Source organism: Shewanella japonica (assembly GCF_002075795.1).
In the GTDB taxonomy this organism is placed as follows: domain Bacteria; phylum Pseudomonadota; class Gammaproteobacteria; order Enterobacterales; family Shewanellaceae; genus Shewanella; species Shewanella japonica.
Map to the genome: position 1 here is coordinate 1685625 of NZ_CP020472.1, position 14076 is coordinate 1699700.

The window sequence follows — 14076 nt, forward strand, 5'->3', positions numbered from 1 at the left end:
GCTGCTAAGATTGACTGACTAAATTATCAAGTACAGTAAAGCTTTCAATATGCTGATATTGCCAATAGAGCTGAGTTAACTCAGCTCTATTTTTTTTGTGTGTTAACGAGGCAATATTGGGGCTTTCACCCATGGTGTGCAAATACTTTAACAGTACATCAAATTCAAAAATGACTTCGCCTGCCATGGGGAGGCTCTCTGCGTAGGGGTAACACTGGCGGCTATCAGCTTGATATTCTTGATGATCGAATTGAAAAAACACAATGTCGGCTCGGGTCTGCAACATGTCTATGTATAAAGATGAATAGTCTGTGATCAGTAAATCAACGTCATTGATGATTTCATAAGTATCCTGCCAATCAGAGATATTAATAATATTTGGATAGTGACTAATATCATTGGCTAAATCAGCTTCATTAGGGTGTAAGCGCAATAATAATAGCTGCTTATTGTAGACGAGTGCTTCCGATAAGCTCTCAAAATTAATGGCTTGTAGATAAGGGTTAGTGCGAGTTTCCCTATCACCCGCAATACCACTGTCGCGCCAAGAAGGGGCGTACAATAACACCTGCGACACATTATTATTCTGTTTCAATGTTTGTATTATGGATGTTGATTTAGGGTATCGCTGATAAAAATCTGTACGAGGATTGCCCGATAACAACATATGGTGCTCGCTAATATGAAAAGCTGTAGCAAATAATGCTGAGACTAAATCGCTTGGTGCAATCATGTAATCTGGAGCAATTCTTTGCTGGTGGTATTGCGTTACGGAGACAAACTTTTGATGCAAGCTCTGAGGGTGATAAACCGAGAATAATGGGCCGTTATTGATATCATATTCAATACGTTTTAATGGCGAGCCATGCCATAAATTAATCTTGACAGCTCCATTGGCAAAGTACTGATTCACATCTCCAATATAGCTGTTATACACGTAATATTTGGCAGTAAGGGCATGGAAAATGCCTTTTATACTCCAACGATAATAAGCTTCATAACCTTGAATGGTCAGTTGAGCAATGACATCTTTGTCACCGGAAATCCAAATAGAGCGAATCGTTTTCGCTTGTTGCCAATGCAGGTATAGGTACTTACTATTATCTGCGAATTTGTTTTTATAGCTTCCCATCACAGCCTTTTGAGTTCTTGGAAACAAGGCTGCAATAAAATAGATGGATTGAGTGACTACAAACCTGATGCTGTTGACAATGTATTGGCCCAATTTATGATCCCATAACAATTGAAAAAATCCGTTAAATACAGAATAGCACTAATCAAGTTAACTGCCAGATATAAAAGAAATTTATTAAAAATGTTACCTGCCTGCGATTAAGCAGGCACTGCAAGATTATTTTTAATTTCAGTCGTTGAAATATCATCGGTACGAGTAAGATATAACACATCACATTGACTTTTTAGATGATCAAATTGACCTTCCCAGTCGTCACCGATAGCAAAAACATCGACATCAAATTTCTCTATATCGGTGCTTTTTTGTTGCCAGTTTTGCTCAGGGATGACTTTAGATACATATTTACAAGCGGCAATGATTTCACTGCGTTGCTCATAACTGAAAAATGCAGCTTTGCCTTTCATTGCATTAAATTCGTCGGTGGACACCCCAACAATAAGTTGGTCACACATTTCGCTTAATCGAGCCAGTAATCTAACGTGACCAAAGTGAAATAAATCAAAAGTACCGTAAGTTATAATCGTTTTCATAATGATATTCCTTAATCGTATTCATGCGATAAATGAGTATTAGGGTTAACCTTTTATAACGATGTCCGTATTGGCTTTATTCATTTGCTGTTGCAATAGGTTGATTAAATATTGTGGTTTATTCGCTTGTTCAAATTCTATTTCAACCATTTGGACTTCTTCGATTGGAGTTGTTTCATCAAAATTAAGTTGTACTGGTCCATAAACACCATATGGCGTTGAGCTATTGATTTTGCTTTGGAATTGCGTTGAGGCACCAAACAAATTGAGGTCTCCTTTTGCAGCACTCCAAAGTTGAGGTAATAATGCAAAACTAGGGTTGGCAATATTGAACTTGTGTACTTTAATCGGTTGATTATCATTGCTAACAACGGTGTCAGTTACTATGGGTTTTCTGGGTTTATTAATGCATGCACATAAAAATAACGTCAGTAAAAGTGGCGATAATAGGACGTATAGTATGAGTAATCCTGCACGCTGAACTAACGTATTATATTGCGTTGGCTCTTGAACTGACTTGGCAATAAGACTGGGATCTTCAATACGAGTCCAGCTATTGGTTTGCGGGTCTATCATCAAGTCTTGCGAGATGATTTTATTGTTTACACTGAGCTGTGGTCCAACATATGAGTTAGGTAAAATGATGCTGTTTTGAATGGTGCTATCTTCAATAAAGCAGTACTCACCGACAACCACGCCTTCAGTAAGCGATGCTTTTGGAGATACTTTTGTAAACTCGCCGATGGCGCCATATACATCTGTTTTTGATAAATCAGGTAATTGACATTGCGCTTCAACAATCAAATGTTGCTTGGTATTGTTTGTCGCTATCGCACGACCTTTAACGCAAAAATCACGACTGTTGATGACATATTCAGATGCTTCAACATAGGCAGCTAAACTATCTAAGTAAAAGCATTCACCATGAAGTAATTGCGCAACACTATCTGCATGGTTAACTTCTTTCGTCTCAAGCGGCCAGTTCATTAACTCATGATGTTTCCAACCAGCAGGTAGCATCATCATTGCTGGATTACGCTGTGACATTTTTGCATGCACAAACTTTGATGGCATTAGACTGGCAAATTCAATAAAACGACCCAAACAAGGACTGCGTAACATATCTCCACGAACCACTAATGCTTGGGTGTCTTTGTTGATGCTCATGCGAGACAGCACGCTATTAACTTGCTCTTCAGGTTTGCTTAAGAAGTAATCTATTTTTAATCCCCATTGCTGACCATTTCCGAGTTGGCTTTCGATTTTTTTTGCGTCGCTACAGATGACTAGCTTCACGTCGGTAACACCTGCTGACGCTAAGTCTTCTAAGGTATATTCAACCAATGCTTTATTAGCAACGGGCAAAAGTGCTGGGCAGTATTGTTGATTTAAAGGGGCTAATTCATTGCCTGTACGATTTGCAAATACGATAGCTTGCATAATGTCTCCTAGTAGGCGCCGCGCGCCAAAAGTACTGCCGGAATGGTTTTCAATAACAAGCTGATATCTTCTTTTAGTGATTGCTTGTAGATATAGTCAATGTCGAGTTCTACTTGCTTATCAAAAGGGATATCTGAACGTCCGCTAACTTGCCATATGCAGGTTATACCTGGTTTAACTCCCAATCTGCGACGGTCACTTAACTGATATTGGCTTACTTCATTAGGTAGTGCAGGTCTTGGGCCAACTAGTGACATATCACCAATTAATACGTTCCAAAGTTGCGGTAATTCGTCAATTGAAGCCTTTCTTATCAGTTTTCCTATCGTGGTGATACGCGGATCTTTTTTCATCTTAAAGATTACACCACCTTGCATTTCATTGTTTTTCTTTATTTTTTCTAGTCTTTCTTCAGCATCAATATACATTGAACGGAACTTCCACATCGTGAATGGTTGATTGTTACGACCACTTCGAGTTTGTGAAAAAAAGATTGCTCCTTTTGATTCAACACGGATACATAAGGCGGTGAGCAGGAACAAAGGCGCCAATAGGATTAGCAAAATGCTAGCGGCCACAATATCAAATGTGCGTTTTGCAAATTGACCACATTTGATTCCAAAGAAATACCAGCGACGCTTATGTTGGTTGTTCACTTGGCCTAGATTAGTTGCAATGTTTGTAGGTGCTTGTTCAATAGATGCATGACTTAAACGTTTTTGCTTTAATACTCGAGCGATAAAAAGTGGGTTACCAACCACATAACGTTTCCACATACGTGTTGGCTCTTGGGCTAAGCGCCATACCCACTCCATACCGACTTGTCTTACCGCAATTGGTGCTCTTGAAACGTTATTGGCAAAGAAATCAAATAATCCACCCACACCAACAGCAACTCCAACGCTAAGTGCTGATTTATGCTGACGTATCCAAGCCTCTTGTTTAGGTGCGCCCATGCCAACTAACAAGATGTGTGCTCCAGATTGATTGATTTGTTCAATAACTTGCTGCTCATTTTCATCGGTTAAGTAACCGTGGTGACAGCCTACAATCTCAAGGTTTGGATATTGCGCAGCCAAGTTAGCTGCGGCTTCGTCGGCAGTGTTACCTTTGCCTCCTAAGAAGAATAATTTGATGCCAATTAAGGATGCTTTCTCGCAAAGTAATGGCAGCATATCTGTGCCGTTAACATTATCTTTAAGGCCGATATGATGTAGCTGGCAAGCAATCCTAATACCGCTTCCATCGGCAAACACCTGGTCGCATTGGTTTACCGTATCGCGATAGTTAGAGTCACTCGCTGCAATGTTTAAACAATCGGCATTTACGAAAGCAAATTGTTTAGTGCTAGTCGATTGTGATGAATGGATAAGTAACTCAATACTTTCATCCATGGTGTTGTTATCGATATCGACACCTAAAAGATTAAACTGTTTTGGGTAGTTTAATTGTGTTGAAACAACCACTAACTTGCTGATTAGGCATTTAAAAATGTTCGATACATAACCGAAGAGGCCAAATGTTGGCACTGTATTTGGGTTAGTATTGATATGCGTAATGCCCATACGACGCTGCATTTGTTCAACTGATAAGATCCCTGGGCGCTGGTTAGCGTGGCTTGGCTCAAATACGGCGTACTCAAATGACGTACCTAACAATCCAACTTGGCCTTTTAAGACACTAAACAGCAAAGGGAGTGTCGAAAATCGGCCTTGTGAGAATGTCCGAATCGCAACTTCCTTTCCACCAGAATGAATAAAAAGTGTTTCGAAAATAGGATGCTTAGAACAGGCAAGGAATGCCACTTTCACTACCCAAATCGGGCTTGATAAGATCAGAATGCTGCAAGCCACAACCCAGTCGAAAACTAAGATGCTAATAGGCGTTTTATGTGAATGAGTGTTGTTAGGTGCAGTTTTCATATGTTGCCTCACACAGGATCGACGTAATTGATACCTTGGTAAAGCAGGAAGCGTTCCAACTTTTTAAGTTGTTGTTATTTAGGTTATTATATTGATTTTTACTGTTTTGAGGAATGGTTGGTAACAGGCGATTACCATAATGAAAAAGTCGGCTTTGCAGATTGCAAACAAGTCTGCAAAGCCAAACAGGGAAGCTTTTTCATATATCGATAATTCACTCAAGTTTATCTTGGCCTTATAAAGGCATTTTAAGGTCAGTGATGCGTTTACAGTTTGTTGTCTTGCATAAACTCACTTGATACGCCATCTTTCGCAATGCGAAGTTTTTGCATCATGCTAATACATTTTTGACCGACGCCTTCGATAACCAGGTATCCCCAAGAAGGCATTACCCATTGCGCATAAGCTGCAATTAAAGTGGTTACTGTACGACCCGTTTCTGATTGCAAAATACTTGGTGATGTCGAAATCGCTTGGTTTACCAGTTTTACTGCTGCTGCGCCATCGCCTAAGCGAATCGCTTGTCTTGATAAATAACGTAACTGGTAAGCACGCGCGGCTTTCTCATGGCGTGCAAGTAGCGTAGGCGCGAAATCACGTGCTTTTTCAATCATCTTTTCCCACGAAGCATATTGCTTCATTAGATTTGCAGATAAACCACCATGATTAAGACGGTAATACGTTAGTGGCTCTGGTAAGCCTTCAATTTTCCAAGAGGTAGTTGCAGCAATACGTAACCAACATTCAATATCTTCAGATTGACGGAAGCTCTCATCAAAATAACAGCTATAACGTTCTGCAGTACTCATTGATTGGTAGCGAATGTCATTTAATGTAGTACGGCGAATGACTGGTGCGCTGCCATTACCAACAGGGTTGCGACATAATAAGTGTGCAGCATCAATATCAGTTAGTTTTGGCATTTGATAAAAATCAATAAACTTGCCTGTGTAATCAATGAAACTTGAGCGAGAAAAGCTAACACCGATTTGTGGATCGCTTTCTAAATGTGCCACGTGACGAGCTAGTTTTTCTGAGTGCCATAAATCATCGGAATCAATAAAAGCGATATACTCACCTAGTGCATGACGTATACCAGTGTTTCTCGCTGCTGCTAACCCTTTATTTTTAGCGTGACGAATAATGTGCACACGTGGGTCGCCAACAAATTGTTTACAGATTTGGATACTGCGGTCATCGCCGCGGTCATCAATAATAAGTAATTCAAAATTATCAAATGTTTGACTCAATACAGATTCAATTGCTGATTTAACGAATTTTTCAACATTATAAACTGGCATGACGACTGAGATTCTTGGAGACATAGTGTTTTCCTTAACTGTTTATAACAGTTGATTGAGTAAAAGTGATGCGGCTGCTGTACCAGCAAAGCCAAGGCATGATGATTAAGTAAGTCACCATTACGCTGCATGCGACGGTGGTTAAATCAAACTGGCTAGCGATACTGATAACCAGTGTTAAAAGGGCGGTGATAGAGATATTTAGTTTGAAATTTAAATGGCTGTGTCCATGTGCCAACAGTAGTTGGCTGGCTGCTTCAGCCATCGGACGAACTAAACCGCTTAAACATAAAAATACGAAAACCGAAATTGCATCTGTGCTTATCCATTGCTCGCCGTAGACAAAAGGGACATACAATGGCGCTAAACTGGTTTGTAAGATAATGATTGGCGCAGCAATCGCGGTGATTGCTATGACACTACTACGATATTTCTGCTGTGCTGACTGACCATCTGATGTTGGGTTACTGCCGCAAATGTGAGAGTAAAAAGCAGTGCCAAAACTTTGTACTAGACCAAGACTGACGCCCAAGCTGACGTTGTAAGCAAAGAAGTAAACGCCAAGTGCTTCAACACCCATGAAATAGCCAATAACAAGGTAATCAATGCTCTGTCTTAGGGTATTAATTAAGTCGCTTAAACTTACTGGTACACTAAAGTTAAGCAGTGCTTTAACTTGATTGGCAGACGGCTTTTGAGTGCTTACTGGTAATCTGGTGTCTTTTTTATGGATGTATATCCAAACCAATACCATCACCACTTTTGGGATAATAATGGCCCATAATCCAAAACCGCTTAAGGCTAAGGTTGCTGTTAACACGCCATCACCTATGGTTTGCCATAAGTTTGCACTTGCCACTTTACGCATATTGTTATTACGTAAGTTGGCCGTTGCGTACATCATCCCAAAAGGTAAAAGTAGGTAGCTTGATGCAACAAAGATAATTGGCAGCACTAATTGCGTATCTTGATAGTAATATGCAAGTGGAACACTGATTAAGCTCATTAAAGCAAATGCAATCACACAGCTGGCAAGGTTGATAAGGTTAGCGCTAGCAAGGTTGTCACTATAGTCGCTGTCATTCATACGAATTAATGCAGCGGAAGTGATACGTCTTGTAGGAGTGCAGATTAATTCAAATAAGGTTAATACGATTGCTACTTGACCAAATATCTCTGGGGTCAATAATCGAGCCGTTATAACGCTTGCACCTAGTCTCACTACTCGACCGCTGAATTGTGCACTAGCTAACCATAAAAGGTTTTTACCTAATGAACGTATGCCTTGATTAAGCATCTCATTAAGCGCTAGCTTTTGATTCAGTGTTTGCTTCGATTGTGATTGAAGCTTAGTGATGTTCTGCATGACCGCTATCCTTGATATTAAATTGCATTTTGCTGTTTAGCATTGAGAGCAAGTTGCGTTGATACCTAGGTATTACAGTTATTGTGCCAACTTTTAAGTTGTTGATTTTGTGTTGTTTTGTTTTTGTTTGTTAAAGCTGAATATGTGAAGTTAGCATTTTGAAAGTGGAGGATTGCAGAATGCAATTTGCAATAAATCTGCTTTTTGGGGGAAATTTCACTCTGTCAGTAAGGAAGTCAGGGGCTTGATGTCTGTCTAGTTCAAGTAATGAGTATGCTAATAATTTAAAAACGTGATGGATATAAGATCGTATTAGGTGACTTCATATTAAGTGACTTCATATTAAGTGGTATTTAAAGATAAACTTGTGCTGGGATAGAGCGATTAACCTTGAGGTATAAATAGTGATTAAAGTAAGAACAATAAAATTAAAAGCAGCAAAAGCAATCAAAATGAGCTTCCCAGACCTAAGGTTATTGATTGGTACATTTCTTATATCTGGGTTTCTGATAGGTTGCGGTGAAGAGCAAGACGTTGCTGCAAAAGAACAAGTTTCGGTAGAAATGCTGGAACAGTGTGGAGAGCAGGAGTTTTTAGTTATTGCTGAAAAAGTGAGTGCTGGTGACGGCCAAGGACATGGTCCAGATATTGGCTCAGATGAATGGCAATCAGTCATTGAATTTAAACTTGGCATTAGAGGGCAGGCAGACGTGCCTGCAAGAGATGATGTTCAATGGTGCCAATTTATTCTTAAAAAGCTATAAGCATTCATTTGTTATGGAGCATCCGGTGCATCTGCTTTAGCAAATACGTCGTCAGGCTCTTCAGCGCGAAGGGCCATGCCTAATACAATAAGGCCTGGCCAAAATAAATAGGCGAGAATTTCTAAATTTTCCCCAAAGGTATACAGTCCTAGCATAAGTAAGATAGCCATGCCTACTTTGGCTAATGGGTTGCTAAAAAGGCGTATTAGCAAGGTGATAAAGGTGACTAACATAGGGATGGCTAACGCGACAGCACCTACAACGCCTTTAACAAATAGCAATCCGTACCAAGTGTGATGCGAACCTATAGGCATATACTCCACCATATGTGGGCCTCGCTCGACAATACCATGGCCAAAAACAACCGCTTCGTTCATCCACCGTTCAACAGCGATATCTGCCAAAGCTTGTCTTACTCGAGTAGAGTCGGCGCGAGCCGCTTTAACGGCATCGATACTTTGCTCAATTTTAGAAATGGTGGATTCACCGATAACACCGACAAATAACATCAAAGGGCTGAGCAATAAGTACAACCAAGGAGAACGCACAAAGCGTAACGTGGTAAAAAAGCCAATTAATGCAAGGTAGCAGACGATGGCAAGTCGAGACTGTGACATGAGGATCATCAGTAAACTGCCGCCGTAGCCCCATCTTCTCCATGTTGCATTTTTTTCTTGTAAGGCAAAAATAAAGTACAAATTCCCTAGCATCCCCAGTGCAGGTGCCCACGGAGTAAATAGTCGCCAACGTGGTACACCGCTCCCTGGATCAATTTCATAAAGGCTGACACTAAAAAACTCAGGCCCTGGGCCACCAATGATGCTTAAAGGGGAAACATATAAAGTGCTAGGTAAACCAGCGACCCATGCAAATACAAACACAGGGAATAACAGGATGGTGTGTTTGCAAACTCGACAACTTGCGCGGTAAATAATTTCAGGTCGAATAGGTAAGCAACCGATTAAAGGGAATATCGCTAATAAAGCCCAACCTTTAGCCCAGCCAATGGAGGATTTTATAAGTTTGCCCGTGCCAAGGCCAAATTGCAGGTGGCCAACAACCAACGCAATTAACATGACCCACATGCCTAGTACCCAAACATAATGTGTGATGCTAATACGAAATGCGGGTTGGTTATCTAACTTTTTGACAAGAAGTCGCAAAAATAGAATCCAAGCAATCACAGGTGCAATGACGTAAAGCGCACCTAATAACCAGAATAAGTAACTAAAACTTATGCAGTTGTAGATGATTTTTTCGTCAACATTTTCCGTAATAATGGTTTGCGAATCCATAAAATGCTTAGTCCTACTAATGACATGAATGATGCACATATACCGCCGAAAATAATCAAAATAATGGCGAGTTTATCGGGTGATGCAGGCAAACTTGGTGCTGATAGTAACTGCAACATTGGGTAAGCGGTGTAAATATCTGATTTACCAACATCCATTTTTGCCATGGCTGAAGTTAATACTGCCGAAGCTAATTGATGTTCTCGCTGTAAGTCTGCAAGTTTCGCTGCATCGTCATTGCTGTGTTGTAAACGTTGTTCCCATTGATTGATTTGAGCAGTTAACGAGTCAACTTCTGACTGGGTCGCTTTGCGATTAGAGGCGAGTGTGATGAATTCTTGCATCATTTCAGCTCGACCATCAACGTCATCAACAGTGAGCATCATGAGTAGTTTTTCATCTTGAAAACCGATCACGGTATTAAAGCGTTTTTTCATGCTGTCTAAAATACTGTCTAACTCTGCTTTTAATGACACTAAAACAGGATGGCGGGCACCTAATCTGCCAGCATTTTCGATATACATAGTGTTTGCAGTATTGTGCTTTTCAACTAATTGTTGGAACAGTTTGTCATTATTTAGCTTTAGCAACATTGCTGCTTGGGCATCACTTAAACCCAAGTGGTTTTCGTATAAAAAGTAACTTGCATTTAACCCTTGTAATTCGGCAAGCATAGTGACTTTACTGTGTCTCAGACGTTCGATAGTAATCGCTAACTCTTTAAATTGGTCAAGTGTGACTAAGCCGCGCTCAGATTGAAAATCTAAAAGTTGCTTTTGGGTTTCTTTTACTCGAGTTGAATAACTTTTAAGGCCTTCTTTTATTCCGATTTCACGTAAAGCAATTTCGTCTGCGCGTAAATCATCTAAAATATTTTGCAACGAGCGATACATTGCCCAGCCTCGCTCTTGAGCTGCTTCTGGACTGTCAGCTTTAATACTGTATTCCATTAAGCCTGTTTGACTGGGTAGTTTTAGTTTAGGCTTTTTAATGGCTGATGTTGGAACATCAAGATAGTGAGCTGCACTTTGCATTAACAAGGTGCTCATTGAAATTGCTTTGTAGTTTTCTCGTGGATCGATGGCAGAGCTCATGTAAGGCGAAATACTAGAGGTACTTGCTTGACCTAAGCTATCAAGGCTTAAAGATGATCCCGCTGCTGCACCAGGTAAAATGAGTACCCACTTGCTTACGTATTGCGTTGGCGTGAGCATAATGAAAATGCCTGCCAGTAACCAGATGATGAGTAATGCGCCAAAACCTGTTTTAAGGTAAAGGCGTTTACGCAATTTAGGCGTCAGTTTACTGCCTTCTAATGTGGCGCGTTTTATCCAATATAAGTAAGCAAGTTCAGAGAAACTTGTTTGCTCACTCGTTTCGTCATTGTTGTCGTCGGCTTTTTCTTGTTTAGTATTTTGTTGGTCAGTGTGTTGCTGACTATCAGCAATGGCTTTTTCAATAGCCTGTTCTATAACAGGAGCCGCTTTTTGGCTATCCGTGCTGGTTTGAGTCTTATCTTCATCATGAATTCGGCTCATTGCTGACTCCTTACAACCATCCAATAAGGGTGGTTGGTACGACTAACTCAGTCACTGTTCTTGCTATTTCGCGCATGTTGGTAACACGAGAGTCATAACATGCAAGACCATCACCAGGAAGTAATACTGGGTTTGATTGATCATTCCAAGCGCTTTGTATTAGTCCATCAATTGAACGCTCAACAACATCAATTTGATTTGAAAGTGGATTCTTGGTTACAAGTATCACATAACGACTTGCGTTAGTTGATTGCGCACCACCCACACAGTTAGCTGCGATAGCCCCATTGAGTAAGCGAGTACCATATGGAAAACGTGTTGCTTCACGATCGACCGCTGACTGACTGTTTGAGCTAGCTGGCTGTGTTAAATTTGACATAAATACCCTGATCCCTGGAGCTGTCAATTGTGAAGGTCTAGCAAGTTGATCATTAAACGAATGTGTCGATGGAACATGAACATGATCGCCAGCCATTAATGTCATGCTGGGTACTTTTTCACCTGTTAGCATACCACGTAAATCCATATTGAAAACCTGACCATTACGGATAACTTTAATCGCAGAAATATCAGCATCAGGGCGCACACCACCTGAAGATTTTACAGCGGCACCAATACTACGGTTAATAGCTTGGTCACCAGCATAATTACTACCGTCATCTTTTAGTTCTATCGGTAGTTTCTTATTGATCATGTGTTGTCCAGGTTCAAATACCGCACCTGAAGTCGTAATTTCAATTGGCGCCCAGCTGATAGGTAAAATACTAATGCGCACTGCGTGAGCTAACATTAACCTTTCATCAATTAGTAGCTTATTGATATATGTATTTAGCTGTTTAAGTGTTAAGCCTTTTGCTGCAATTGCAGGTAAGTAAGGTAGATAAATATTACCATCGGCATCCACTTCAACATCTTTACTGAATTCTTCACCGTTTAGGATGTTAATCGAGATTTTGTCACCTACTGATAATGACAATGCTTGATTACTTGCATCGACAATCATGGCTTTGTCACCAAAGATTGGAGCGGTTGGAAAAGTGGTATGGTTTGAGGTAACCGCACTGACTTTTCGATTGTAAGGTGTTTGCTGACCAAAATAGTGACAGCTAGTAAGTTGTTTTTCTAAATCACAAACGTCCTGTTGCGCTGGCTGCGAAGGGGTGACGCAAGCGGTTAAACTTGCGACCATTGCGATTGAAATTAGAGTATTAATCATTTTCATTGCGTTATTCCCTTTACGTTTAGTTTAGAAAAATTTCAGTTATTGTCAGTTTTTATTAACTGGCTAAATCAGCGATGACACGTTTATCAAAATCAGACTCTTCGACAATGCTGCTGTGACGTAAAAACTCGAGTGCTAATTTTTCCGTTTCAAAGATTTCGAAAATATGATGTAAACGTGTTAGCTCAATCAGTGATCTCACTGCGGGTGTTGGCGATAACAAAACAATGTTGCCTTGATAATTGAGTGCTTGATTTCTTGCAGATATAAGCACTGATAATCCACTAGAGTCGATATATTCAAGGTGCTGCATATCGATGACTAAACGGGTGTGACCTCTATCGATATAATCAACAAGTGCGGCTCTATAAGTTGGTGTGTGCGCCATAAACATTCTGATTGGTAGGGTTACTACGCTCGCATGTTGCGCTACTTTTAATTCAAATTTCATAACGTGCTCCTAGACTGTAATGATGCTTCTATATGTATTGTTTATTTGAAGCTTGTAGTCTTTAATAGCAGGTACTATGCCAACTTTTTATTCGTTTTATTTCAATTGTTTATGTGTTTGTTTTGTTTTTTTGCTATTTGGGTTTGCTGTTTGCGAAGAGGAAAATTGCTGTTTGCAACAGAGGGTTTTGATGATGTTTGCAGTTTGCAATTTGCAAAATGAACGCATATCAATTGATCTGAGGCAGAATTGTGACTGGCTATTACATTTTTAAGAGGCTGGAATGCTGGTGTTTAAATATGGAGATAAAGCGCAATACTGAAGTTATGTGTTAAGTGATATAAAAGGGTAAATAAGCAGGCTTAATAAAAAGTAAATATAAATAAGAGGCAAAGAGAAGCAAGAGGTGAGAGAAGTAACAGTGTTTCGATTCTATCAATGATTAAAGGAACGAGAATACGGCATGAGAAGTTGCAATAGTGGAGTGGTGACAAATAGTAAGGCTACAAGCTTAAACAATAATGAAGGAGGTAGAGTTCAGTATCATTCAGCAATAAGCTTGTTCTATGTAAACTTGTAGCCAGTCTTGCTTGGGGCAGCGCAATTTTTGTTGGTCATCAAATTGCTGCCTTTTCTAATGAGAGTCGCAGATGAGTGCCTAATACGGTGGCTTTCTTGTTTACCTTGTCCATCCATTGATCCATGATCCACAGGCCTCTGCCATTAGGTCTATCGTTAGTCGGGCACTTTTTAGGCGCAGAAAGCTCAACAAACTCTGCAGTATCAAGAATATCAACGACGATATTGTCTTTGTTGTTTTGCACTAACAAGGTCACATCCTCTGTGTTATCAGGGCAATGCTGCGATACATTATTAACGGCCTCCAAGATACAGAGCATTAATTTGAACCTTTGCAGAGAGGCAATTTCGTTAGCAATTAAAAAGGCCTCAACTTCATCATAAATCTGTTCAGGTGTCATGAGCTGTAAGTTTAAATTCATTTGTAAACTATTCATTGTTAGTCCTTAAAAGTGGCTATAGCACTTTATGGG

General features: G+C 40.1%; 12 protein-coding genes. 1 reads left to right on the forward strand and 11 read right to left on the reverse strand.

What is annotated here, in order from left to right; translation table 11 throughout:
- Positions 1-4 precede the first annotated feature (4 nt).
- The 6 genes from SJ2017_RS07250 to SJ2017_RS07275 form a co-directional block, all read right to left on the reverse strand.
- On the reverse strand, positions 5-1225 hold the full coding sequence (locus tag SJ2017_RS07250) for a CDP-glycerol glycerophosphotransferase family protein (RefSeq protein ID WP_080915330.1): 1221 nt from the start codon (positions 1223-1225) through the stop codon (positions 5-7).
- Positions 1226-1332: 107 nt separating this feature from the next.
- A complete protein-coding gene (tagD, locus tag SJ2017_RS07255; RefSeq protein WP_055023069.1) occupies positions 1333-1725 on the reverse strand; it encodes a glycerol-3-phosphate cytidylyltransferase in 393 nt (130 codons plus the stop codon).
- A 45-nt stretch (positions 1726-1770) separates the two neighbouring features.
- Positions 1771-3165, reverse strand: coding sequence for a sugar phosphate nucleotidyltransferase (locus tag SJ2017_RS07260; RefSeq protein ID WP_080915331.1), 1395 nt, complete (start codon positions 3163-3165; stop codon positions 1771-1773).
- 8 nt (positions 3166-3173) lie between these two features.
- Complete coding sequence (locus tag SJ2017_RS07265) at positions 3174-5087, reverse strand: WecB/TagA/CpsF family glycosyltransferase (protein WP_080915332.1); 1914 nt, start codon at positions 5085-5087, stop codon at positions 3174-3176.
- A gap of 266 nt (positions 5088-5353) precedes the next feature.
- Complete coding sequence (locus SJ2017_RS07270; protein WP_080915333.1) at positions 5354-6412, reverse strand: glycosyltransferase family 2 protein; 1059 nt, start codon at positions 6410-6412, stop codon at positions 5354-5356.
- 10 nt (positions 6413-6422) lie between these two features.
- Complete coding sequence (locus SJ2017_RS07275) at positions 6423-7754, reverse strand: oligosaccharide flippase family protein (protein ID WP_080915334.1); 1332 nt, start codon at positions 7752-7754, stop codon at positions 6423-6425.
- Positions 7755-8158: 404 nt separating this feature from the next.
- On the opposite strand from SJ2017_RS07275, the gene SJ2017_RS07280 reads away from it, so the two are divergent.
- Positions 8159-8518: a hypothetical protein gene (locus SJ2017_RS07280; RefSeq protein WP_080915335.1), complete on the forward strand. Its 360-nt coding sequence runs from the start codon at positions 8159-8161 to the stop codon at positions 8516-8518.
- 11 nt (positions 8519-8529) lie between these two features.
- On the opposite strand, the gene SJ2017_RS07285 is transcribed toward SJ2017_RS07280, so the two are convergent.
- The 5 genes from SJ2017_RS07285 to SJ2017_RS07305 form a co-directional block, all read right to left on the reverse strand.
- Positions 8530-9813 carry an O-antigen ligase family protein gene (locus SJ2017_RS07285; RefSeq protein WP_080915336.1) on the reverse strand — a complete coding sequence of 428 codons (1284 nt, stop codon included), beginning with the start codon at positions 9811-9813 and terminating at the stop codon, positions 8530-8532.
- Positions 9753-11351, reverse strand: a complete 1599-nt coding sequence (locus SJ2017_RS07290; protein ID WP_244899782.1) for a GumC family protein — start codon at positions 11349-11351, stop codon at positions 9753-9755. Before SJ2017_RS07290 ends, SJ2017_RS07285 begins: the two co-directional genes overlap by 61 nt.
- A gap of 10 nt (positions 11352-11361) precedes the next feature.
- The gene (locus SJ2017_RS07295) at positions 11362-12573 is read right to left on the reverse strand and encodes a polysaccharide biosynthesis/export family protein (protein ID WP_055023062.1); all 1212 of its coding nucleotides are present in this window, start codon (positions 12571-12573) and stop codon (positions 11362-11364) included.
- Positions 12574-12628: 55 nt separating this feature from the next.
- Entirely contained in the window at positions 12629-13024 is a 396-nt protein-coding gene (locus SJ2017_RS07300; RefSeq protein ID WP_055023061.1) for an STAS domain-containing protein, read from the reverse strand.
- A 617-nt stretch (positions 13025-13641) separates the two neighbouring features.
- Positions 13642-14040, reverse strand: coding sequence for an ATP-binding protein (locus SJ2017_RS07305; protein WP_080915337.1), 399 nt, complete (start codon positions 14038-14040; stop codon positions 13642-13644).
- Positions 14041-14076: the final 36 nt, after the last annotated feature.

What these genes read in the sequence shown, in the direction of transcription:
- SJ2017_RS07300 (WP_055023061.1), bottom strand. Translation starts at nt 13,024, where the DNA reads ATGAAATTTGAATTAAAAGTAGCGCAACATGCGAGCGTAGTAACCCTA.
- SJ2017_RS07285 (WP_080915336.1), bottom strand. Translation starts at nt 9,813, where the DNA reads ATGGATTCGCAAACCATTATTACGGAAAATGTTGACGAAAAAATCATC.
- SJ2017_RS07295 (WP_055023062.1), bottom strand. Translation starts at nt 12,573, where the DNA reads ATGAAAATGATTAATACTCTAATTTCAATCGCAATGGTCGCAAGTTTA.
- SJ2017_RS07290 (WP_244899782.1), bottom strand. Translation starts at nt 11,351, where the DNA reads ATGAGCCGAATTCATGATGAAGATAAGACTCAAACCAGCACGGATAGC.
- SJ2017_RS07260 (WP_080915331.1), bottom strand. Translation starts at nt 3,165, where the DNA reads ATGCAAGCTATCGTATTTGCAAATCGTACAGGCAATGAATTAGCCCCT.
- SJ2017_RS07270 (WP_080915333.1), bottom strand. Translation starts at nt 6,412, where the DNA reads ATGTCTCCAAGAATCTCAGTCGTCATGCCAGTTTATAATGTTGAAAAA.
- SJ2017_RS07275 (WP_080915334.1), bottom strand. Translation starts at nt 7,754, where the DNA reads ATGCAGAACATCACTAAGCTTCAATCACAATCGAAGCAAACACTGAAT.
- tagD (WP_055023069.1), bottom strand. Translation starts at nt 1,725, where the DNA reads ATGAAAACGATTATAACTTACGGTACTTTTGATTTATTTCACTTTGGT.
- SJ2017_RS07305 (WP_080915337.1), bottom strand. Translation starts at nt 14,040, where the DNA reads ATGAATAGTTTACAAATGAATTTAAACTTACAGCTCATGACACCTGAA.
- SJ2017_RS07265 (WP_080915332.1), bottom strand. Translation starts at nt 5,087, where the DNA reads ATGAAAACTGCACCTAACAACACTCATTCACATAAAACGCCTATTAGC.